This is a genomic window from Cellulomonas sp. 73-92 (assembly GCF_001898175.1).
Taxonomy (GTDB): Bacteria; Actinomycetota; Actinomycetes; order Actinomycetales; family Cellulomonadaceae; genus Cellulomonas.
In genome coordinates this window covers 31,499-52,854 of record NZ_MKTH01000016.1, presented here as the reverse complement: position 1 = coordinate 52,854, position 21,356 = coordinate 31,499, and the positions used below count along the sequence as shown (strand labels likewise).

At 74.6% G+C, this 21,356-nt stretch carries 21 protein-coding genes; 8 read left to right on the top strand and 13 right to left on the bottom strand.

Translation table 11 applies throughout. From position 1 onward, the window contains the following. Positions 1 to 138: 138 nt before the first annotated feature. Both BGO37_RS12320 and serA read left to right on the top strand, forming a co-directional pair. The gene (locus tag BGO37_RS12320) at positions 139 to 2,376 is read left to right on the top strand and encodes an AAA family ATPase (protein WP_291755299.1); all 2,238 of its coding nucleotides are present in this window, start codon (positions 139 to 141) and stop codon (positions 2,374 to 2,376) included. 64 nt (positions 2,377 to 2,440) lie between these two features. Continuing rightward, on the top strand, positions 2,441 to 3,640 hold the full coding sequence (gene serA, locus BGO37_RS12315; RefSeq protein ID WP_291755296.1) for a phosphoglycerate dehydrogenase: 1,200 nt from the start codon (positions 2,441 to 2,443) through the stop codon (positions 3,638 to 3,640). A gap of 49 nt (positions 3,641 to 3,689) precedes the next feature. Here serA and BGO37_RS12310 read toward each other — a convergent pair whose 3' ends face one another. The 3 genes from BGO37_RS12310 to BGO37_RS12300 all read right to left on the bottom strand — a co-directional run bounded on the left by BGO37_RS12310 (position 3,690) and on the right by BGO37_RS12300 (position 4,947). Beyond that, positions 3,690 to 3,890 carry a DUF5302 domain-containing protein gene (locus BGO37_RS12310; RefSeq protein WP_291755294.1) on the bottom strand — a complete coding sequence of 67 codons (201 nt, stop codon included), beginning with the start codon at positions 3,888 to 3,890 and terminating at the stop codon, positions 3,690 to 3,692. 71 nt (positions 3,891 to 3,961) lie between these two features. Beyond that, entirely contained in the window at positions 3,962 to 4,492 is a 531-nt protein-coding gene (gene nrdR / locus BGO37_RS12305; RefSeq protein WP_291755293.1) for a transcriptional regulator NrdR, read from the bottom strand. Positions 4,493 to 4,584: 92 nt separating this feature from the next. Then, the gene (locus BGO37_RS12300; RefSeq protein ID WP_291755290.1) at positions 4,585 to 4,947 is read right to left on the bottom strand and encodes a LysM peptidoglycan-binding domain-containing protein; all 363 of its coding nucleotides are present in this window, start codon (positions 4,945 to 4,947) and stop codon (positions 4,585 to 4,587) included. A 247-nt stretch (positions 4,948 to 5,194) separates the two neighbouring features. Here BGO37_RS12300 and lexA point away from each other — a divergent pair, with 247 nt between their 5' ends. Continuing rightward, positions 5,195 to 5,950: a transcriptional repressor LexA gene (gene lexA, locus BGO37_RS12295; protein WP_291755288.1), complete on the top strand. Its 756-nt coding sequence runs from the start codon at positions 5,195 to 5,197 to the stop codon at positions 5,948 to 5,950. 3 nt (positions 5,951 to 5,953) lie between these two features. Here the strand turns inward: lexA and BGO37_RS12290 are convergent, their stop codons facing one another. Genes BGO37_RS12290 through hflX form a run of 3 tightly spaced genes read right to left on the bottom strand, consistent with a single transcriptional unit; the run spans position 5,954 to position 10,590 of the window. Next, positions 5,954 to 6,949: an L-lactate dehydrogenase gene (locus BGO37_RS12290; protein ID WP_291755399.1), complete on the bottom strand. Its 996-nt coding sequence runs from the start codon at positions 6,947 to 6,949 to the stop codon at positions 5,954 to 5,956. Positions 6,950 to 7,006: 57 nt separating this feature from the next. Beyond that, the gene (locus tag BGO37_RS12285) at positions 7,007 to 9,049 is read right to left on the bottom strand and encodes an ATP-dependent DNA helicase (protein WP_291755286.1); all 2,043 of its coding nucleotides are present in this window, start codon (positions 9,047 to 9,049) and stop codon (positions 7,007 to 7,009) included. 35 nt (positions 9,050 to 9,084) lie between these two features. Next, positions 9,085 to 10,590 carry a GTPase HflX gene (gene hflX / locus BGO37_RS12280; RefSeq protein ID WP_291755284.1) on the bottom strand — a complete coding sequence of 502 codons (1,506 nt, stop codon included), beginning with the start codon at positions 10,588 to 10,590 and terminating at the stop codon, positions 9,085 to 9,087. A gap of 104 nt (positions 10,591 to 10,694) precedes the next feature. On the opposite strand from hflX, the gene BGO37_RS12275 reads away from it, so the two are divergent. From BGO37_RS12275 to BGO37_RS12265, 3 genes are read left to right on the top strand one after another with little or no spacing between them, the layout of a single operon-like run. Continuing rightward, positions 10,695 to 11,309, top strand: coding sequence for a methyltransferase (locus tag BGO37_RS12275; protein WP_291755283.1), 615 nt, complete (start codon positions 10,695 to 10,697; stop codon positions 11,307 to 11,309). Between the two features lie 28 nt (positions 11,310 to 11,337). After that, the gene (locus BGO37_RS12270; protein WP_291755280.1) at positions 11,338 to 11,598 is read left to right on the top strand and encodes a hypothetical protein; all 261 of its coding nucleotides are present in this window, start codon (positions 11,338 to 11,340) and stop codon (positions 11,596 to 11,598) included. Next, complete coding sequence (locus tag BGO37_RS12265; RefSeq protein WP_291755279.1) at positions 11,595 to 12,008, top strand: type II toxin-antitoxin system VapC family toxin; 414 nt, start codon at positions 11,595 to 11,597, stop codon at positions 12,006 to 12,008. The genes BGO37_RS12270 and BGO37_RS12265 overlap by 4 nt, the downstream gene beginning before the upstream one ends. Here the strand turns inward: BGO37_RS12265 and BGO37_RS12260 are convergent. The 4 genes from BGO37_RS12260 to BGO37_RS12245 are packed head-to-tail and all read right to left on the bottom strand — an operon-like array spanning position 11,940 to position 15,086. Then, positions 11,940 to 12,458, bottom strand: coding sequence for a GNAT family N-acetyltransferase (locus BGO37_RS12260; protein ID WP_291755278.1), 519 nt, complete (start codon positions 12,456 to 12,458; stop codon positions 11,940 to 11,942). The two genes, BGO37_RS12265 and BGO37_RS12260, sit on opposite strands and share 69 nt — an antisense overlap. Then, positions 12,458 to 13,375: a diaminopimelate epimerase gene (gene dapF, locus BGO37_RS12255; protein WP_291755277.1), complete on the bottom strand. Its 918-nt coding sequence runs from the start codon at positions 13,373 to 13,375 to the stop codon at positions 12,458 to 12,460. Before dapF ends, BGO37_RS12260 begins: the two co-directional genes overlap by 1 nt. Beyond that, positions 13,372 to 14,349, bottom strand: coding sequence for a tRNA (adenosine(37)-N6)-dimethylallyltransferase MiaA (miaA, locus tag BGO37_RS12250; protein WP_291755275.1), 978 nt, complete (start codon positions 14,347 to 14,349; stop codon positions 13,372 to 13,374). Before miaA ends, dapF begins: the two co-directional genes overlap by 4 nt. After that, entirely contained in the window at positions 14,346 to 15,086 is a 741-nt protein-coding gene (locus tag BGO37_RS12245) for a hypothetical protein (RefSeq protein WP_291755274.1), read from the bottom strand. Before BGO37_RS12245 ends, miaA begins: the two co-directional genes overlap by 4 nt. 102 nt (positions 15,087 to 15,188) lie before the next feature. Between BGO37_RS12245 and BGO37_RS12240 the strand changes: the two genes are divergently transcribed. Further along, a complete protein-coding gene (locus tag BGO37_RS12240) occupies positions 15,189 to 15,767 on the top strand; it encodes a YbjN domain-containing protein (RefSeq protein ID WP_291755272.1) in 579 nt (192 codons plus the stop codon). Then, positions 15,764 to 16,288, top strand: a complete 525-nt coding sequence (locus BGO37_RS12235; RefSeq protein WP_291755271.1) for a YbjN domain-containing protein — start codon at positions 15,764 to 15,766, stop codon at positions 16,286 to 16,288. Before BGO37_RS12240 ends, BGO37_RS12235 begins: the two co-directional genes overlap by 4 nt. Positions 16,289 to 16,290: 2 nt before the next feature. Here the strand turns inward: BGO37_RS12235 and BGO37_RS12230 are convergent, their stop codons facing one another. From BGO37_RS12230 to rny, 3 genes are all read right to left on the bottom strand, one after another. Continuing rightward, positions 16,291 to 17,880 carry an aspartate:alanine exchanger family transporter gene (locus BGO37_RS12230; protein ID WP_291755269.1) on the bottom strand — a complete coding sequence of 530 codons (1,590 nt, stop codon included), beginning with the start codon at positions 17,878 to 17,880 and terminating at the stop codon, positions 16,291 to 16,293. Between the two features lie 235 nt (positions 17,881 to 18,115). Beyond that, positions 18,116 to 19,678: a tRNA (N6-isopentenyl adenosine(37)-C2)-methylthiotransferase MiaB gene (gene miaB / locus BGO37_RS12225; protein ID WP_291755268.1), complete on the bottom strand. Its 1,563-nt coding sequence runs from the start codon at positions 19,676 to 19,678 to the stop codon at positions 18,116 to 18,118. Between the two features lie 74 nt (positions 19,679 to 19,752). Further along, positions 19,753 to 21,252, bottom strand: a complete 1,500-nt coding sequence (gene rny / locus BGO37_RS12220; RefSeq protein ID WP_291755267.1) for a ribonuclease Y — start codon at positions 21,250 to 21,252, stop codon at positions 19,753 to 19,755. Between the last annotated feature and the right edge of the window lie 104 nt (positions 21,253 to 21,356).

Genomic DNA, 21,356 nt, shown 5'->3' with positions numbered 1-21,356 from the left:
ACCACCCGGCGGCGCCGGCTCTTCCCGGCAGCGCGCGAGCACCCGGTGTGGGCAGGCCTCCGCACGGCGGATAATGGACGGCCCGTTGTGCGCGGCCGGCCGCGGGCGCGACATCCGACCCGGACGGGGGCACGCCAGGTGGCAGCACGGCAGGAGGAGCTCGCCGACGAGCAGAAGGTCCTCGACGAGCTCTACACCCGCCTCGACTCGCTCCGTGCCCAGACGCGACGGCGGCTCGCCGACGTCCGCAAGGCCGGGCCGTCGGGCTCGCCGCAGAACCGCAGCGAGCGCGATGCGTTCGCCACGCTCTACGAGGACCGCGTCGCCCAGCTCGAGGCGGTGGAGGAGCGGCTGGCGTTCGGACGGCTCGACCTCGCCGACGGGGAGCGGCGGTACGTCGGCCGCATCGGGCTGACCGACGAGGACCAGACACCGCTGCTCACCGACTGGCGGGCGCCCGCTGCGCAGCCGTTCTACCGCGCCACGGCGGCTCACCCGGACGGCGTGCTGCGCCGGCGTCACCTCGTCACGTCGCGGCGCACGGTCACCGGCGTCGAGGACGAGCTGCTCGACCTCGAGCACGCCGACGGCGAGGCGCTGGAGCACCTGTCGGGCGAGGGCGCGCTCCTCGCGTCGCTCGCCGCCCGGCGCACGGGACGCATGGGCGACATCGTCGCGACCATCCAGGCGGAGCAGGACGCGATCATCCGTTCCGAGCTGTCCGGCGCGCTCGTCGTGCAGGGCGGACCCGGCACGGGCAAGACCGCCGTCGCGCTGCACCGTGCGGCCTACCTCCTCTACGCGCACCGACGCGTGCTCGACCGTTCGGGCGTGCTGCTCGTCGGGCCGAGCCGGACGTTCCTGCACTACATCGACCAGGTGCTGCCGTCGCTCGGCGAGAACGGCGTCGTCACGACGACGCTCGCCGAGCTGTACCCGGGCGTCTCGGCCCACGGCGCCGAGCCCGACGAGGTCGCGGCGATCAAGGGCCGCCCCGAGTGGTCCCGCATCATCGAGCGCGCCGTGCAGGCCCGCCAGCGCGTGCCGGCACAGCCGGTCGAGGTGCGGGTGGACGGCCGGACGATCGTCATCCGGCCGCGGGACGTGGCCGCCGCGATCGCCCGCGCCCGCCGCCAGCACCGGCCGCACAACCTCGCGCGGGCGACCTTCGTGCGCGACATGCTCGGGCGCCTGGCCGACCAGTACACCGAGCAGCTCGCGTTCGGCATCTCGCCCGACGACCGCGACGGCGTCGTCGAGGAGCTGCGCACGGCGCACGACATCCGCGTCGCGCTCAACCTGGCGTGGCTGCCCCTGACCCCCGAAGGCCTCGTCGGCGACCTCTTCGCCAAGCCCCACCGGCTGGCCGAGGCGGCGCCCGAGCTGTCGGCGCACGAGCGGGAGGTGCTCGCCCGGCCGAAGGGGGCGCCGTGGACCCCGGCCGACGTGCCGCTGCTCGACGAGGCCGCGGAGCTGCTCGGGGAGGACGACCAGGCGGCGCGGGCCCAAGCGCGGGCCGACGCGGAGCGTCGCGCGCAGGAGGTGGAGTATGCCCGTCAGGTGCTCGCCACCACCTGGGCGAGCGCGTTCGTCTCGGCCGACACGCTGGCCGACCGGTTCACCTCGGCCGGGCCGTCGCTGACGACCGCCGAACGGGCGGCGACCGACCGCTCCTGGACCTACGGGCACGTCGTCGTCGACGAGGCGCAGGAGCTCTCGGCGATGGCGTGGCGCACGCTGCTGCGGCGGGTGCCGACCCGCTCGATGACGATCGTCGGCGACGTGGCGCAGACGTCCACCGCGGCCGGGGCGCACGCGTGGCCGACGATGCTCGAGCCCGTGCTCCGCGACTCGTGGCGGCTCGCCGAGCTGACCGTCAACTACCGCACCCCGGCCGCCGTGGCCGACGCCGCGCGCCGGGTCGCGGTCGCCGCCGGGCTGCCCGTGTCACCGCTGACGTCAGCCCGTGACGTCCCCGACGCGCTCGTCGTCCAGCGCGTGCCCGACGACGAGCTCGCCGACGCCGCTGCGGCGAAGGCCGTCGCCGCGGCGGGGGCCGTCCTCGACGCCTCGGGAGCCGGGCGGGTCGCCGTCGTGGCGTCCGAGGGCCGGATCGACGCCGTGCGGCGGTCGCTGGCCACCGCGGGGCAGCCGGCCGGGGCGAGCACCCCGGTGGGTTCCGACAACGTCGACCTCGACGCGCCGCTCGTCGTCCTCACCCCGGTGCAGGCCAAGGGCCTGGAGTTCGACGTCGTGGTGCTCGTCGAGCCCGCCGACCTGGCGGCCGGCGATCTCTACGTCGCCATGACCCGCCCGACGGTCACGCTCCACGTGGTGCACGCGGCGCCCCTGCCGCCCGGGCTGGTCCTCGGCTAGACACGGACGGTCCGGCCTGCGGGACGGATTCGGACCAACGGGCGGACAGAGGCACCATAGAGCCGTGCCCAAGGCCCTGCTGCTCGAGAACGTCCACCCCCTCGGCCGCCAGATCCTGCAGTCGACAGGCTTCGAGGTGGTCTCACGATCCGGCGCGCTCGACGAGGCCGAGCTGATCGAGGCCCTCGACGGCGTCAGCCTGCTCGGGATCCGGTCCAAGACGCAGGTGAGCGCCGAGGTCCTCGCGGCGGCGCCCGACCTGCTCGCGATCGGCGCCTACTGCATCGGCACCAACCAGGTGGACCTGCGCGCCGCCGCCAGCCTCGGCGTCGCCGTGTTCAACGCGCCGTTCTCCAACACACGGTCCGTCGTCGAGGTCGCGATCGCGGACATCATCGCGCTGACCCGCCGGCTCACCGAGTTCGACAAGCAGATGCACGCCGGGGTATGGAACAAGTCCGCGTCCGGCTCGCACGAGGTGCGCGGGCGCACGCTCGGCATCGTCGGCTACGGCAACATCGGCACGCAGCTCTCGGTGCTCGCCGAGAACCTCGGCATGTCGGTCGTCTTCTACGACACGGCCGAGAAGCTCGCGCTCGGCAACGCGCGGCGGATGCACTCGCTCGACGAGCTGCTCGACGCCGCGGACATCGTCACGCTCCACGTCGACGGCCGCGCGGGCAACGCGGGGCTCTTCGGCGCCAAGCAGTTCTCCCGGATGCGGCCCGGCTCGGTGTTCCTCAACCTCTCGCGCGGGTTCGTCGTCGACTACGCCGCCCTCGCGGAGGCGATCGGCTCGGGCCAGATCGCCGGGGCGGCGGTCGACGTGTTCCCGACCGAGCCCAAGCGCAACGGCGACCCCTTCGACTCCGAGCTGCGCGGCCTGCCCAACGTCATCCTCACGCCGCACGTCGGCGGGTCGACCGAGGAGGCGCAGGAGGCGATCGGCCAGTTCGTCTCGCACAAGGTGCGTGACTACCTCGCCACCGGGTCGACCACCCTGTCCGTCAACCTGCCGAACGTCGCCCTCGAGGCGATCCCCGACGTGCACCGGTTCGCCTACCTGCACCGCAACGTCCCGGGCGTGCTGGCGGCGGTCAACGCCACCCTCGCCGAGCACGGCGTCAACATCGAGGGCCAGCTGCTCGCGACGCGCGGCGAGATCGGCTACGTGGTGACGGACGCCGGTTCGGCGGTGTCCGACGACGTGGTCGCCGCCCTCGCCGCGCGTCCGGAGTCGGTGCGCCTGCGCGTCCTGTCCTAGGCGGAGGTAGCCGGCCGCTGCCACTCCCGCCCGGCGGGCCCGGGGGCCGTCAGGACGAGCCGGACTTGCGCTGGAAGCGACGCTGCGTCGGGCCGCTCGTCTCCGAGCCGTGCACGGCGGCCGCGCCGCTCGCGCCGCCAGCGGTCCGGTGCTGGGCGGACTTCTTGCGCTCGAGCGCCTCGCGGAAGCGCGCCTTCGCGTCCTCGCTCACGGTCGGGCGGGGTTCCTCATCGTGCTCACCGGCGGCCATCGTGTCTCCTCCACCTCGGGTCACGCCCCAGCCTGTCGTACCCGGCCCGGCGACGCCAACCCGGTTCCCGGTCAGCGAGGCTGCTGCGGCTCGTCGACGGCCTCGTCGGCGGCGAGCACCTCACCGGCCGGTGCGGGCACCGGCTCGTCGGTGGCGCCGTGCGCCGACCGGAGCAGCGTGATGGCCGCCTCGAAGTCCTCGAGGGAGCTGAACGCCTGGTACACCGACGCGAAGCGCAGGTACGCCACCTCGTCGAGCTCCCGGAGCGGCCCCAGGATCGCCAGACCGATCTCGTAGGAGTCGATCTCCGCCTGCCCGGACGCCCGCAGCGTCTCCTCGACGCCCTGCGCCAGCAGCGCCAGGTCGTCCTCGCTCACGGGCCGACCCTGGCATGCCTTGCGCAGACCGCCGACCACCTTCTCCCGGCTGAACGGCTCGACGACCCCCGACCGCTTGACGACCGAGAGGCTCGTCGTCTCCAGCGTCGTGAAGCGTCGCCCGCAGTTGGGGCACTGCCGGCGGCGCCGGATCGACGAGCCGTCGTCCGACGTCCGCGAGTCGACGACCCGCGAGTCCGGGTGACGGCAGAACGGGCAGTGCACGGATCGTCCTCTCGCCGGCGCTCGTCCGCACCCGTCATCGGACGCGCGAACCCCAGGGACGCTAGGGGACGGCCCGACCGGACGCAAGCGCGTCAGCCGGCGACCGGCAGCAGGATCTCCTGGCCCGCGATGACCGACGCCGACGTCATGCTGTTGAGCACCTCGATCCGCTGCACCACGTCCCGCAGGTCCTCGCCCGGCCGGGCCACGCCCGTGGCGATCCCCCACAGCGTGTCCCCCGGCGACACCACGTAGCGCTGCACCTCGATGCCGCTCGACGGGCCCTCGGCCGCGGCCCGCGTCGCGACGAGGCTGCCGGCGACCACGACGAGCAGCGCGAGCACCACGAGGACCAACCGGCCGCGGCGGGTGAGGTGGAGAGGCGCGCGGCGCCGCCGGCCCGGCACCGCCGGAACCCGGACCGCCCCGCCGCCGACGAGTGTGAGCGTGGTCATGACTGCCTCCCTGTCCCCCGCGCCTGCGGAACCAGCGGCGTGCCGGTCGAACAGGCGTACGTCGAACGCATGTACGGTGTCTACCAGATCGGACCGACATCCGTCGAGACACGCTCGAACAGTTGTTTGATCCGGCGTGTCGCAGGCCCTAGGCTGGCGGCACGCGCACAGCGCACCACGCACCACTGACACGGGTCGTCGCCGGCGGCCCGGGAAGCGCCGGAGGACCGGCCCGGGGGAAGGACAGATGGTGACGGACTCGCGACGGACCGCGGACCACGAGGCGCTCGCCTCCGTGCACGAGCTGCCGGACGGGGCACCCGACGGCGAGGGCCTCACCGCCCGCCAGCGCCTGGTGCTGCAGACGATCCGCGCGTCGGTGGAGCAGCGCGGCTACCCGCCGAGCATGCGCGAGATCGGCGAGGCCGTCGGCCTGACGAGCCCGTCGAGCGTCAAGCACCAGCTCGGCGTGCTCGAGAAGAAGGGCTACCTGCGCCGCGACCCCATGAAGCCGCGCGCCATGGAGGTCGTCCACCCGGACGACTCCCGGTCGGTCGGCTCCTGGCAGGGCGCCGGCGACTGGGCGGCGGGCATCGACGCCGACGCCCCCGACTACGTCCGCACCCCCACCGCCGCCTACGTGCCCGTCGTCGGTCGGATCGCCGCCGGCGGGCCGATCCTGGCCGAGCAGGTCGTCGAGGACGTGTTCCCGCTGCCGCGCCAGCTGGTGGGCGACGGCGAGCTCTTCCTCCTGCGGGTGCGCGGCGACTCGATGGTCGAGGCCGCGATCTGCGACGGCGACTGGGTCGTCGTGCGCCGCCAGCAGGTCGCCGAGAACGGCGAGATCGTCGCCGCGATGATCGAGGGCGAGGCCACCGTGAAGACCCTGCGGCGCACCGACGGGCACGTGTGGCTGATGCCGCAGAACCGCGCCTACTCCCCCATCGACGGGGACGCCGCGACGATCCTCGGGCGCGTCGTCAGCGTGCTGCGGAGCCTGTAGCGGTCAGTAGCCGAAGCGGTGCGCCACCTCGCGCACCGCGTCCGCGGAGCGGCGCAGCCCGTCCAGCTCGTCGGGCGACAGCGGGACGGCCAGGCGCTCGCCGACACCGCTCGCGCTGACCACCGTGGGGACCGACAGGCACACGTCGCTGATCCCGTAGTAGTCGTCGAGCAGGGACGAGACCGGGAGCACGCCGTGCTCGTCGTTGAGGATCGTCTCGACGATCCGGGTGCCCGCCAGCGCGATGGCGTAGTTCGTCGCGCCCTTGCCCTCGATGATCTTGTAGGCCGACTCGACGACCTCGCGTGCGATCTGCTCGCGCAGCTCCGCGGTGAGCGGACCGTGCTTGCCGACGCCCCGCCACTCGAGCAGCGGCATGCCGCCCAGGCTCGCGAGGCTCCACAACGGGATCTCCGTGTCGCCGTGCTCGCCCGCCACGTAGGCGTGGACGCTCTGCACGGCGACCCCGGTCTCGGCGGCGACGAGGTACCGCAGCCGCGAGGAGTCGAGCACGGTGCCGGATCCGAAGAGCTGGTTCTGCGGCAGGCCGGACATCTTCAGGGCGGCGTACGTGACGACGTCGACCGGGTTGGTCACCATGACGTACACGGCGTTGGGCGCGACGCGCACCAGCCCCGGGAGCACCTTGGAGACGAGGGAGATCGTCGCCCCGGCCAGGTCGAGGCGCGACTGCCCCGGCTTCTGCTTGGCGCCGGCCGTGAACATGATGACGTCGGAGTCGGCGAGGACCTCGATCTCGTCGGACCCGGTCACCTCCGCCATCGGCATGAACTGGATGCCGTGCGACAGGTCGAGGACCTCGGCCTCCACCTTGGCGCGGTTGATGTCGAAGAGCGCCACGGTGCGGGCCGCCCCGGCCATGAGCGCGGCGAACGCCATCGTCGAGCCGACCGCTCCGGCGCCGACGATGCCGAGCTTGGCCGCGCGCCGCGGCGAGAACTCGATGTGTGCCAGGCCGCCCTCGTCGAACGCGTCCATCTCGGTCATGGCTGCTCCTCCACCCGTCCGCCACCCGGCGCCGTCGCCTGGTCGAGGCTAGCCCGGTGAGGCGAGCCTGCGCAGCGCGGACACGGCGACCTCGAGGTCGGTGGTCAGCCAGAACGGCGGCATCGAGCGCAGCAGGAACGACGCGTAGCGCGCGGTGGCCAGCCGCGGGTCGAGGACCGCGACGACGCCGCGATCGGACGACGAGCGGATGAGCCGGCCCGCCCCTTGGGCGAGCAGGAGCGCGGCGTGCGTCGCGGCGACGGCCATGAAGCCGTTGCCGCCGGACGAGGCCACCGCCTGCGTCCGTGCCGCCGTCAGGGGATCGTCCGGGCGCGGGAACGGGATGCGGTCGACGATGACGAGCCGGCACGTCGGGCCCGGCACGTCCACGCCCTGCCACAGCGACAGCGTGCCGAACAGGCAGGTGGGCTCGTCGTCCGCGAACCGCCGGACGAGCGTCGGCAGCTGGTCGTCCCCCTGGAGCAGGATCGGCACGCTCAGCCGGGGCCGCAGCGCGGTGGCGGCGGCCGTCGCCGCACGGCGCGAGGAGAACAGGCCGAGCGTGCGCCCGCCCGCGGCCTCCACCAGCGCCGCGATCTCGTCGAGCTGCGCCTCGGTCGCCGGCTCACGGCCGGGCGCCGGCAGGTGGCGGGCGACGTAGCAGATGCCCTGCCTGGGGTAGTCGAAGGGGCTGCCGACGTCGACGCCGTGCCAGTCGTCGCCGAGCCCCACCGAGCGGGCGAGCGGCTCGAACGTGCCACCCAGCGTGAGCGTGGCGGACGTCAGGACCGCGGTGCGCCCGGCGACGAGGTGGCCGCCGATCAGGCCGGCGACGGACAGCGGCGCGGCGTGCAGCCGGGTCACCACCTCGCCCCGGCGGTCCTCGGTCCGGGCGCACCACAGCACGGTGCCGTTCGCCTCGCTCGCGTCCGACGCCATCCGCTCCGCGGTCTCGAACAGCGCCTGCATCGCGGAGTAGGCCATCTTGCGCCCGCCCGCGGCCTCGGCGGGGTCCTTCGAGTCCGGCTTCAGAGCCGTCAGCAGCGTCCTCGCGGCGTCGCGCACGGCCGCCACCACGTCCTGGGCGACGGGTGGCAGGCCGGCGGGGAAGCGGCTCTCCGGCAGGTCGGCCAGCACCTGCTCCAGGGCGTGGCCGGCGCTGTCGAGGTCCGTCGTCGGCACCCCGCCCTGGCGACGCGCCAGCCGGGCGGCGTGCTCGACGACCCCGACCGACAGCTCCGCGGTCGCCTGGGCCGTGACCCGGTCCGCAAGCTCGTGGGCCTCGTCGACGACGAGGACGTCGTGCTCGGGCAGCACCCCGGGCGCCTGGCTGGCCGCGGCGACGCCGAGCATCGCGTGGTTCGTCACGACCACGTCGGCGGCGTGCGCCGCCTCCCTCGCCTTCGTCGGGAAGCACGCGACGCGTGCGGGGCAGGAGGGCCCGAGGCACTCGGGTGCCGTCACCGAGACCTGCCGCCAGGCGCGGTCGGTGACGCCGGGGACCAGGTCGTCGCGGTCGCCGGTGCCCGTCTCGTCGGCCCACTCGCGCAGCCGGACGATCTGGTCGCCGAGCGACTCGCCGCGCGCCGGGCCGCCCTGGCCGGCGAGCGCGGGGTGGTCGGCGGCCCCGGCCGGCTCCGGCAGGTCGAAGAGCGAGCCGTCGCCCTCCGGATAGCCGCCGGCGACCTTGTGGACGCAGAGGTAGTTGTGCCAGCCCTTGAGCAGGGCGACGCGCGGCGGTCGGGGCAGGCGCCCGCCGATAGCGTCGACGACGAGCGGCAGGTCGCGCCCGGTCACCTGCCGCTGGAGCGCGAGCGTCGCCGTCGAGACCACCACGCGTTCGTCGGCGAGCACGGCGTGACGCACGGCGGGAACCAGGTAGGCCAGCGACTTGCCCGTGCCGGTGCCGGCCTGGATCGCCAGGTGCTCACCGGTCTCGACCGCATGGGCCACCGCGACGGCCATCTGGTGCTGGCCGTCCCGTCGGGTGCCGCCGATGGCGGTCACCGCGAGGTCGAGCAGCTCCTCGACGGACGCCGCCGCGCCGACCGCCCTCGCCTCGTCGTCGGTGGCGTCGGGCTCGTCGGGCACCGGGACAGGCTAGTGCGCCACCCGAGCCCGGCCGCTCAGGCGACCGAGGCCGCCTGCAGCTCGGCGGCGAGCTGCGCGTCGACACGCGCCCGCAGCGCCGTGCCGTGCTCGGTGTGCTCCTCGTGGTCGATGTCACCGTGCTCGTGCACCCGGCTGACCAGGTCGCCACGGTGGTAGGGCACGACGACGTCGACGGGCACGCCGGGGCGCGGCAGCTGGTCGGCGATGAGCGCGCGCAGCTCGTCGACCCCCTCGCCCGTGTGGGCGGAGACGAGCACCGAGTGCACCTCGCGGGACCGGAGCCGGGCCACGACGTCGGGGTCCGCGATGTCGGCCTTGTTCAGCACGACGATCTCGGGGACGTCCATCGCCCCGGGGATGTCCGCGAAGACCGCGCGGACCGCGGCGATCTGGCCCTCGGGGTCGGGGTGCGCCGCATCGACCACGTGCAGGATGAGGTCCGCGTCCGCGACCTCCTCCAGAGTGGAGCGGAAGGCCTCGACGAGCTGGTGCGGCAGGGCCCGGACGAAACCGACGGTGTCCGCCAGCGTGTAGACGCGGCCGTCGTCCGTCTCGGCCCGGCGCACCGTCGGGTCGAGGGTGGCGAACAGGGCGTTCTCGACGAGCACGCCGGCGTTCGTCAGGCGGTTGAGCAGGGACGACTTGCCCGCGTTGGTGTAGCCCGCGATCGCGACCGACGGGATCGCGTGGCGCTTGCGGCTCGCGCGCTTGGTCAGACGGGCGGGTTCCATCTCCTTGATCTCGCGGCGCAGCCTGGCCATCCGGTTGCGGATGCGGCGGCGGTCCAGCTCGATCTTCGTCTCGCCCGGTCCGCGCGATCCCATGCCCTGCCCGGCGCCGCCGACCTGGCCACCGGCCTGCCGGGACATCGACTCGCCCCAGCCACGGAGCCTGGGGAGCAGGTACTCCAGCTGCGCCAGCTCGACCTGCGCCTTGCCCTCCTTGGACTTCGCGTGCTGGGCGAAGATGTCGAGGATCAGCGCGGTGCGGTCGATCACCTTGACCTTGACGACGTCCTCGAGCGCGCGCCGCTGCGAGGGGGCCAGCTCGCCGTCGACGACGACCGTGTCGGCGCCCGCCGACCGGACGAGCAGCGCCAGCTCGCCGGCCTTGCCGGACCCGAGGTAGGTCGAGGTGTCCGGCACCCGCCGCCGCTGCAGCAGCCCGTCGAGCACGACGGAGCCCGCCGTCTCGGCCAGGGCGGCCAGCTCGCGCAGGGAGATCTCGGCGTCCTCGTTCGTGCCCTCGCCGGTGATCCCGACGAGCACGACGCGCTCGAGGCGCAGCTGCCGGTACTCGACCTCGGTGACGTCCTGCAGCTCGGTCGACAGGCCCGCCACCCGGCGCAGCGAGGTGCGCGCCTCCAGGTCGATCTGGTCGCCGTCGTACCGGGTGTGCTCGTCGGCGGTGGACTGCAGCGCCGTGCCGTCGTAGCGCCCGGCCCGTGCCAGGACCCGCGCGACGACGTCGTCAGCCACCTCCTGCGCCGTGCGGCCGTCGGTGCGCTGGGGGTCGTTCACGCGGTTCCTCTCGTCGTTCTCTGCCTCTAGGTTCGCACGCCCCGGGTGGGTCGGCGACGCATTTCGCCACCGGCCGAGCGCCGCGCCCGGGCTACCCTCGGGCCGTGACCGCGCCCGACCACTACTTCACCGCCCAGCCCGCGGCGCCCGACGAGCGGCGGACGATCACCGTCGAGCTGGCCGGCCGGGTGGTCACGGTGCAGACCGCCGGCGGCGTCTTCTCCCCCGACCACGTCGACCTCGGCACGCGCGTGCTGCTGCGCGAGGTGCCCGACCCGCCCTCGTCGGGCGACCTGCTCGACCTCGGCTGCGGCTGGGGTCCGCTCGCCCTGACGATGGCGCTGCTGTCGCCGTCCGCTCGCGTGTGGGCCGTCGACGTCAACGAGCGCGCACTCGACCTGGTGCGGGTCAACGCGGTGCGACTCGGCCTGGCGAACGTCCGGGCCGTGCTGCCCGACGAGGTCCCGGACGAGGTCCGCTTCGTCGCGATCTGGTCCAACCCGCCGATCCGGGTCGGCAAGGACGCGCTGCACGACCTGCTGCGCCGCTGGCTGCCGAGCCTGTCGCCGGACGGCGAGGCGTGGCTGGTCGTCGGGCGCAACCTGGGCGCCGACCCGCTGCAGCACTGGCTGGCCGACAAGATGGGCGTGGCCGTCGAGCGTGCCGCGAGCGCGAAGGGGTTCCGCGTGCTGCGTGCCGGTCTTCTGCTACCGACCTGAGCATGTATGCACATGCTACGGTATGTGCATGTCCGCCCTCGAACGGAGGCTTCAGGTGCTCGTCGACGAGCAAAGGTTCGCCTTGCTGGAGACGGAGTCGAGGCGGACGGGGCGCTCGGTCGGCGCGATCGTCCGCGGAGCCATCGACGACCACTTCGCGGTCGCGGACATCGCCGCGCAGCGAGCCGCGGCCATCGAGTGGCTGCTGGCTCGGCCCGCGGGAGACGGCCCAGACTGGTCGGACACCAAGAAGGCGCTCGACGCCGAGATCGAGGCGCGGCTCGGATGACGTCGCTGTTCCTCGACACCGCCGTGTGGGTCTACGCGATAGGAGACGAGTACCCGCAACGCGGCGCCTGTCGCGAGCTCATCGCAGCGGCGCAGCACGGTGACGTCGAGCTCCACGCGAGTGTGGAGCTGGTCCAGGAGCTGGTGTTCCATCGGATGCGGCGCACCGACCGCGTCGACGCGGTGGCGGAGGGCCGCGCCGTCGCGCGCGCCTGCACGCTCCACCCCTTCGACGCCGAGGTCCTGGCCAAGGCGCTCGACCTCACCGCGACGACATCGATCGGCGGACGCGACGCCGTCCACGCGGCGACCGCACTGCTCGCGGGCTTCGACGCCGTCGTCTCACCCGATCGGGACTTCGGAGTGGTCGCAGGGCTCCGTCGGGTCGATCCGGCCGACGCGCTGGGCTGATCCGGGTGTCGCGTTGTACACCACGACCGGCGCTTCGGTGGCGATGCGGTCGTAGAGCCGCCGGGCGTCGGTGTTCGAACGCCTCGTCGTCCAGCGGACCACGTCGTGCCCCTCCTCGCGCGCGACGAGCCGCACCCCCTCGACCAGGGCGCGCGCGAGCCCGCGACGGCGGTACGCCCGATCGACGAACAGGTCGTCGATCCACACGCCAGTCGTCCCCGTGATGGGCCGCTCGAACACCCGATAGTTCGCGAGACCCGCCGGTAGGCCGTCCGCGAGCGCGACGAGGCCACGGGTCTGAGCCGCGGGCGACATCAGCCAACCCCAGACGGTGGCGAGGTGCTCGGGCCCGGCTTCACCGCCGCCCCCCATGCAGTAATCCGCGAACAGCCGATGCCATCCTTCGCGGTGCTCGACGGTGACCGCCACCACCGACGGCTGCGCGCTCATCAGGCGAGGGCCAGCCAGTCCACGGCGACGTCGGCGACGAGCACCGCGGGGCCGGCCAGCTCGACGTGGCCGTCGGGCAGGACCGTGACGCGCAGCACGCCGCCCGGCACCTGGACCCGCCACACGTCGGGGGCCCCCTCCCCGGCCCACGCACGCACGGCCAGCGCCGCGGCAACGGCCCCGGTGCCGCACGACTGCGTCTCCCCCACGCCCCGCTCGAACACGCGCATCGCGACGACCCCGATGCGCCGGCCGCCCTCCTCGCGCTCCCCCAGCGGCAGGACGAGCTCGACGTTCTGGCCCTCGGGGTTGGCCGGCGTCACGACGGGCGCCGCGGTGAGGTCGGCCCCGGCGAGCTCGTCGCCCGACGCGACCGCCAGCACGGCGTGCGGGTTCCCGACGTCGACCCGCAGGGCGGGCCGCGCCACGGGCAGGCCCCGCACGGTCACCTCGACGTCGCCGCCGGCCGCCCCGGCGGCGTCCCCGCCCGGCAGGAACCACCGCCCCATGTCGACCGCGTACCAGGGCTCGTCGTCCGGCCCCGCCTCACGCCGTACCCGCTTGACCCCGGCGCGCGTCCCGACGGCGAGCTCGGCCGCCGGGTCCCACAGACCCAGGCGCTCCAGCCACGCGGCGAACACCCGCACGCCGTTGCCGCACATCTGGGCGAGCGAGCCGTCGGCGTTGCGGTAGTCCATGAACCACGTCGCGGCGGGATCCTCCGCCAGGACGGCGGCGCCGTCGTCCAGCCGCGACGAGGCGACCAGCCGGATCACGCCGTCGCCGCCGATGCCGCCCCGGCGGTCCGCCAGGGCCCGGGCCAGGTCCGGCGTCAGTGCCAGGCCGTCGCGGCCGTCGAGGAGCACGAAGTCGTTCTTCGTGCCATGGCCCTTGACGGCGTGCAGCGGCGGGTTCACGTGCCGAGCCTACGGCTGGTCGGCGCACTCCCCGGGTCCGCCAGGGCACCCGCCCGAGCGCGCTCGACGAGGTCGCGGGCGTGGGCGACGAGGTCCGGGTCCTGGGCGTCGAGCCAGTGCACCCGCGGGTCGCGACCGAACCAGCCCATCTGCCGGCGGGCGAGGCGCCGGGTGGCCACGACCGTCTCGTCGTACGCCTGCCGCTCCGACAGCCGACCGGCGCGCAGCGCGAGCACCTGCGCGTAGCCCACGGCGCGCGCGGCGGTCCGCCCCAGGCCGCCGGCAGCGAGCAGCCGGTCGACCTCGTCGACCAGCCCGCCCGCCCACATCCGCGCCACCCGCCCGGCGACCCGCTCGTCGAGCACCGCGCGGTCGCAGTCGAGGCCGATCTGGATCGCCGGCACCTCGTAGACGTGCTCCGGCAAGGCCGACGAGTAGGGCCGGCCGGTGAGGGCGATCACCTCGAGCGCGCGGACGATGCGGCGGGCGTTGTGGGGTCCGATCCGCTCGGCGGCGACAGGGTCGCGGGCGGCCAGCTCGCCGTGCAGCGCCCGCGGCCCCTCGGCGTCGGCACGGGCCTCCAGCGCGGCGCGCAGCGCCGGGTCGGTGCCCGGGAAGTCCAGGTGGTCGAGCAGGGCGCGGACGTAGAGGCCCGATCCCCCGACGGCGACCGGCACGCGGCCGCGCGTGACGAGGTCCGCGAGCGCGGCGCGGCCCCAGTCCTGGTAGTCGGCCACGGTGGCGTCCTCGAGCGGGTCGAGCACGTCGAGCAGGTGGTGGGGCACGCCGCGCCGTTCCGCCACCGGCACCTTGGCCGTGCCGACGTCCATCCCCCGGTAGAGCTGCATCGCGTCGGTGTTGACCACCTCGCCGCCCAGGGCGAGCGCCAGCTCGATGCCGAGGTCCGACTTGCCCGTCGCGGTGGGCCCGACGACGGCCACGACGAGCGCGGTCGACGAGGACTGGCCGCTCATCCGGCCGCCACCCAGGTGAGCACCGCGTGGGTCGCACCCGCGAGCACCTCCCGGTGCACCCGCCGCGCCACGACCTCGTCCGCCCCGAGTGCGCCGAGCAGCACCTGCCAGGGCCCCCACCCGGTGACCGCGAGCTCACCGGCGAGCACCCGGTCGAGGGACCCCAGGCGCGCCCGGGCGGCCGGCCCGGCGTCGGCGAGGTCGGCCACGACCTGCTCGTCGTACGCCGGCGCCCGCTCGTCGTCGGCCAGCGGGGCGTCCGGGCCGTGGCGGCCGGAGGCGGAGCCGACCACGACCATCGTCGTCGGGCCCTCGTCGGCCAGCTCGCGGCCGAGATCGCGCAGCTCGCCGCCGCGACCCGGCCTCGCCTCGGCCGGGCCCACCTCGACCACGTCGGCGGCCGCGACCCCATCGTGCGCCAGCAGGAGGAGCGCGGCCGAGGCCGAGATCCCCGCGACGGGCCCCGTCATGGTCGGAGCGGGCCGCTCGAGAGCGGGCGGCGGCCAGCCCACGAGCTCGTCGGGCACGCCCGCGGCGCCGAGCGAGGCGCGTGCCCACGGTCCGAGCCGCCGGTCCGACCGGCCCGGCGCGACGACCACGACCCTGCCCTCGTGCCGGGTGACGTCGCGGAGGGCCGTCAGGGCTGCCGCGCGCAGCGTCGCGCCGCGGTCGGCCACGCCGCCCGCACCCGGCACGAGCAGCGCGGTGTCCGGGATCAGCGCCGCGGCGACGAGCATGCCTGCAGGCTACGGCCCGGGGACCGGCGTGGGAGCCACCCACCGGTGCGCTGCGGGCGAACCGAGGACCACCCCCGCGGGATCGGTAGGTAGTCTCGGACCATGGCGTCGTTCGCCGACCGGGCGCGAGAGTGGTTCCGCCGCATCGGGCGGTCCGCCGAGCCTGCGGCCGAGGATGACCCCGACCTCCACGACTCCGTGGCCGCCCTCCTGGCGCGCGAGCTCGGGGTCGTCGAGCCCGCCGAGGACGTCCCCGTCGCGGTGACCCCGGCCCGCCTCGCCACGTGGATGAGCAACAACGGGTTCAGCTACTTCGTCGACAGCGACGGCGACCTGGGCGGGATGTGGCGCGGCCGCCTGTTCTACTTCTTCCTCTTCGGGGAGCACGCCGAGATCCTGCAGGTCCGCGGCCAGTGGCAGCGCGAGGTGACGATCGAGCGGATGAGCGAGATCCTCGACGTCTGCAACGAGTGGAACGCCGAGCGGATCTGGCCCAAGGCCTACGTCCGGGTGCGCGACAACGGCCGCGTCCACGTCGTCTCCGAGGTGGCCCTCGACCTGGAGCACGGCGCGACCGACGCCCAGCTCCACCAGGCGCTGTTCTGCGGCCTGTCGACCGGCAGCATGTTCTTCGACGCGCTCGACGAGCGGTACCCCGACCCCGTCGGGATCGCGCCATGAGCACACCGGGATGGCTGCTCCGGGCGCTGTCCGGGCTCCCCAACGCGGCCAAGGCTCCGCGCGTGGACGACGAGCCGCCGGCGCCCGTCACCCGCGCGCGCGTGGCGGACTACCTGCGCCGGCGCAGCTACCGGTTCGTGGTCGATGACGACGGCGACCTGACCGGCACGTGGGACGGCAACCGGTTCTGGTTCCTGCTGCTGGGCGACGGGCAGGAGATCGTGCAGGTCCGCGGGCGCTGGCACCGCACCCTGCCGCTGGACGCCCGCGCGTCGATCGCCCTGGTGATCAACGACTGGAACCGGGAGCGGATCTGGCCGAAGGCGTACCTGCGCGAGGAGGAGGGCATGCTCGCCGTGTACGCCGAGACGTCCGCCGACCTCGAGGCCGGCGCAAACGACGCGCAGCTGGCGCAGATCCTCTCGTGCGGGCTGGGCACCGGCGTGCAGATGTTCCTGTCGTTCGAGTCGACCCTGCCGGCGGTCGACGAGCCCGAGCAGCCGGACGTGCCGGACAACTGAGGTCACAGGCCGCCGAGGACCTGCCCCAGCAGGATCTTGACGATCATGGCGGCCGGGTACACGAGCGCGTACCCGAGGGCGACGCGCGAGTCGTGCCCGGTGCGGCCGTTGGCGAAGGCGAGCACCGCCGGCTGCGTCTGCGTGCCGCCGATGACGCCGGACAGCTGCGTGCCCCCCATGCCGAACACCCGCCGCATCACCTGGTAGAGGCCGATCGCCACCACCGTGGTGACGACGACGCCGAGCACGAGGATCCGCAGCCACTCCCCGGAGGCGAACGCGACGCCGATCTGCGAGCCGGCGCGCGAACCCGCCTGCGCCAGGAAGATCAGCAGCCCGAGCTCGGAGATCGCCTGTGCCGCCGTGAAGGGCATCGCGGTGACGACCGACCCGACGCGGCCGATGCGGCCGAGGACGAGGCCCAGCACGAGCGTGCCCGCCGCCGAGCCGATGGAGAACACCCGCCCGGGGACCGGGAACGCCACGACGCCGAGCAGGATCCCCAGCGTCATGCCGACCCCGAGCACGATCGGCGTGATGTCCGACATGCCGCGCGCCGAGTCGCCGAAGAACCCCGACACCTCGGTCATCCGGCCGCGCGGCGCGATGACGCGGACGCGGTCGCCGAGCTGGAGCATCACGTCGTCGGACGCGACCACGTCCACGTCGCCGCGGCGGACGCGGCTCGCCGTGGCCCCGAACCGCTGCGCCAGGCCGAGCTCCCCGATCGTCTTGCCCGCGACCCGGGGCGACGAGACCGTGACGCGGCGCATGTCGAGGTAGGCGCGGTCCAGGTCGAGGTGGTGCGACGAGGCGTGCCCGAGCTCGCGCGTGACCTCCTCGACCTCGTTCGCGGGGCCGATGACGAGGACGAGGTCGTCGGGCAGGAGGGTGTCCCGGTCGTCCGCCGTGAGGATGGGCGAGGTCTCGCCGTGCCGCACGCGGGAGAACGTGATGCGCTGCCCGTGCAGCTCCTCGAGCTCGCGCACGCTGGGCGCCGAGTCGACCTCCACCCGGATCGTGCGGTTGACGAGCGGCGGCGGCGTGTCGGCGTCCTGGGCACGGTGGCGGAGCGCCAGCTGGACCGTCGCGAGCATGCCGACGACACCGAAGAGGTACGTCACGGCGTAGCCGACGGTCGGCGTCGTCGGGTCGCCGGCGGCCTGCTGGGCGGCGGCCAGCGCCGGGGTGTTCGTCAGGGCGCCGGCGAACGCGCCCGCGACGGTCGGGGCGTCGAGCCGCAGCACGTGCCCGAGGCCCACCGCGACGAGCGCGCCGACGACGACCACGCCCACCATCGCCAGGATCGGGCCCAGGCTGCGGCGTAGCGACGCGAAGAACGTCGCGCCCGAGACGATGCCGACCGTGAACGTGAACAGCGTCAGCCCGAGCGTGCCGAGCGCCTCGGTGATCTGCAGGTTGATGCCGTAGCGCGCCGCCCACGCCGAGAGGGCGATCGCGAGGAAGAGCACGCCGGCGGCGCCCAGGCCGACGCCCTTGACCGTGAGCCGACCCACCGCCGAGCCGAGCCCGACGACGACGAACAGCAGCAGGACGGGCTGGCCGGCGAGGAACGACAGCACCTGGGGCATCGATGCTCCACGGAGGGGCGGCGCGGATCTGTGCCGCCATGACAGCACCGGCGCGCCGCCGCCCCGGGGGCCGAAGGGCCCGCCCGCCACGCCGTCCAGGTCGGCGACCAGCCTCCGACCCTGCCCGACGGGACCGAAGACCCGCGCCCACGCTCCCGCGCACACGGCAGCCGGTGTCGATCCCGGCTGTCCGGACTGCCGGGCTGGGGTCCGGCCGCCGTGCTCGCCGAAGGCCTCAGCGGGTCGGCGCGCCGACCGCCGGGATCCCGAGAGCGACCGGACCGGCGGCCGGGCCGCCGTGGTCGTGCGTGTGCTCGTCGTGCCCGCGTGCCGCCCACGCGTCGCCGGCGCGGGTGCGGCGGACGACGAAGGAGCCGCCGCCGGTCGCCCCGTCGGCGACGAGGAAGTGCGGCGCGGCGTGCGTGACGTCGACCCGGACGAGGTCACCGGGCCGCGGCAGCTCGTCGGGTGCCGCGCCGGCCGGGACCGCGAAGTGGACCAGGCGGTTGTCGGCCGCCCGTCCGGACAGGCGGGCGGTGGCGCCGTCCTTGCGCCCCTCGCCCTCGGCGACCAGCACCTCGACGGTGCGGCCCACCTGCGCCCGGTTCTCCTCGAGCGAGATCCGCTCCTGCAGCTCGATCAGGCGCTCGTAGCGCTCCTGGACCACCGCCTTCGGCACCCGGTCCGCCAGCGTGGCCGCCGGCGTGCCCGGGCGCGGCGAGTACTGGAACGTGAAGGCGCTGGCGAACCGCGACTGCTCGACGACCCGCAGCGTGTCCGCGAAGTCCTCCTCGGTCTCGCCGGGGAAGCCGACGATGACGTCGGTGGTGATCGCCGCGTCCGGCATCGCGGCGCGCACGCGGTCGAGGATGCCGAGGAACCTCTCGCTGCGGTACGAGCGGCGCATCGCCCGCAGCACCCGGTCCGAGCCCGACTGCAGCGGCATGTGCAGCGCCGGCATGACGGCCGGGTTCTGCGCCATCGCGGCGATGACGTCGTCGGTGAACGCGGCGGGGTGCGGGCTGGTGAACCTCACGCGCTCGAGGCCGTCGATCGCCCCGACCGCCCGCAGCAGGCTGGCGAAGGCCCCGCGGTCACCGAACTCGACGCCGTAGGAGTTGACGTTCTGACCGAGCAGGGTGACCTCGATGGCACCCGTGGCCACGAGGGCCTCGACCTCGGCGAGGATCTCCCCCGGCCGGCGGTCCCGCTCCTTGCCCCGCAGCGACGGGACGATGCAGAACGTGCACGTGTTGTTGCAGCCCACGCTGATGGACACCCAGCCGGCGTAGACCGACTCTCGGTGCGTCGGCAGCGTCGAGGGGAACACCTGCAGCGACTCAGCGATCTCCACCTGGGCACGGGCGTTGTGGCGGGCGCGCTCGAGCAGCACGGGCAGCACGTCGAGGTTGTGCGTGCCGAAGACCACGTCGACCCACGGCGCCTTCTCGACGATGCCCGCGCGGTCCTTCTGCGCCAGGCAGCCGCCCACGGCGATCTGCAGGCCGGGCCGGGCACGCTTCGCGGCCGCCAGGCGCCCGAGCGTCCCGTACAGGCGCTCGGCGGCGTTCTCCCGCACGGCGCACGTGTTGATGACGATGACGTCGGCGTCCTCCGCCACCACCTCGTCGGGCCCCGCCGCGACGTAGCCGGCCGCGTCGAGCAGCCCGGCCATGTGCTCGGAGTCGTGGACGTTCATCTGGCAGCCGAGCGTCTTGACCAGGTAGGTGCGTGGGCCCCCGCCGTCCGGCCCGGGAGCGGCGGGGACGACGAGCGGCGCGGTCGGCTGTGCGGACATCGCCGTCAAGCGTACGTTGCGCCCCGCGCGTCCCCGCCGCCGGCTCCGCCCGTGGGCGGCGGCAGTGGCGCGTCTCAGCCGGCGGTGGCGCTCGCCCGCAGCTCGCGCACCACGGTCACCTTGATCTCGCCCGGGTACGTGAGGTCCTGCTCGATGTGCCGCGCGATCGCCGTCGCCAGGCCGGGCAGCGCGGCGTCGTCGACCTCGTTCGGCTCGACGACCACCCGCACCTCGTGCCCGGCCGACATCGCCAGCGCCCGCCGCACGCCCGGGTGCTCGGCGACGAGCGCCTCGAGCTTGTCGATGCGCTCGACGTACTGGTCGAGCTCTTCGCGACGGGCGCCGGGACGCGCGGCGGAGATCGCGTCGGACGCCTGGACCAGCACCGCCTCGACCGTCTCGGCGGGCACCTCGTCGTGGTGGGAGGCGATCGCGTTGACCACCGCGGCCGACTCCCCGCACCGGCGCGCCAGCTCGGCACCCAGCGCGGCATGCGTCCCCTGCTGCTCGGCGGTCAGCGCCTTGCCGATGTCGTGCAGCAGCGCCCCGCGCTTCGTCACGTCCACGTCGGCGCCGATCTCCGCCGCGATCGCGCCGGCGACGAGCGAGGTCTCGACGAGGTGCTCCAGCACGTTCTGCCCGTACGACGTCCGCAGCCGCAGCCGTCCGAGCGTGTGGACGAGGTCGGGGTGCAGTCCCCGCACGCCGGCCCGCTCGGCGGCATCGCCGCCGGCGGCCTCCGTGCGCTCCTCGACGGCGGCCAGCGCCTCCTTGTAGGCCGCCTCGATGCGCTGCGGCTGGATGCGGCCGTCCGCCATGAGCGCCTCGAGGGCGACCTGCGCCGCCTCCCGCCGCTCGGGGTCGAAGCACGAGAGCACCACCGCGTCCGGCGTCTCGTCCACGAGGACGTTGACGCCGGTCAGGGACTCGAAGGAGCGGATGTTGCGCCCCTCCTTGCCGATGATCCGGCCCTTCATCTCCTCCGACGGCAGCGGGACCACGGTGATGGCCGACTGGCTGCTGGTCGGCACCGCGAGCCGCTGCACCGCGGTGGCCACGATGCGACGCGCCCGGGCCTCGGCCGTGCGGCGGGCCTGGGCGTCCGCACGGCGCACCTGCGCCGCGGCGTCGTTGCGCGCCTCCGCGGTCATCCGCTCGACGAGCTGGGCTCGCGCCTCCTCCGCCGACAGGCCGGCTACCGACTCGAGCTCGGCCCGGGCCTTCGCCTCCGCCTCGGCCAGCGTCCGGGCCGCCGAGCGCTCCGCATCGGCGACGACCCGCCCGGCGCTCCGTTCCGCGGCGACGAGCGCGTCGACGCGCTCGCGCGTCCGGCGCTCCAGCGACTCGAGCTCGCCGCGGTCCTGGGCCAGCACCTGCTCCCGCTCCTCGAGCCGCTGCTCGCGGCGCTCGGCGTCGGCCAGCTTGGTGCGCGTCTCCTCCTTGATGGTGGCGACGTCCTCGGTGGCCCGGCGGCGCACCGCCTCGGCCTCGCGACGAGCGAGCTGGACCAGCACGAGCGCGACCAGGCAGGCGCCGAGCAGCCCGACGATCGTGAGCACGGGCGCCCAGTTCATCAACACCTCCAGACGCCCGGCCGGGCAGACCTCCGCCCATTGTGGCCCTCCCGGGGATGCCGACGGGGTGCCACGCCCGTGACGGCACCTCCCGCACCTTTCCG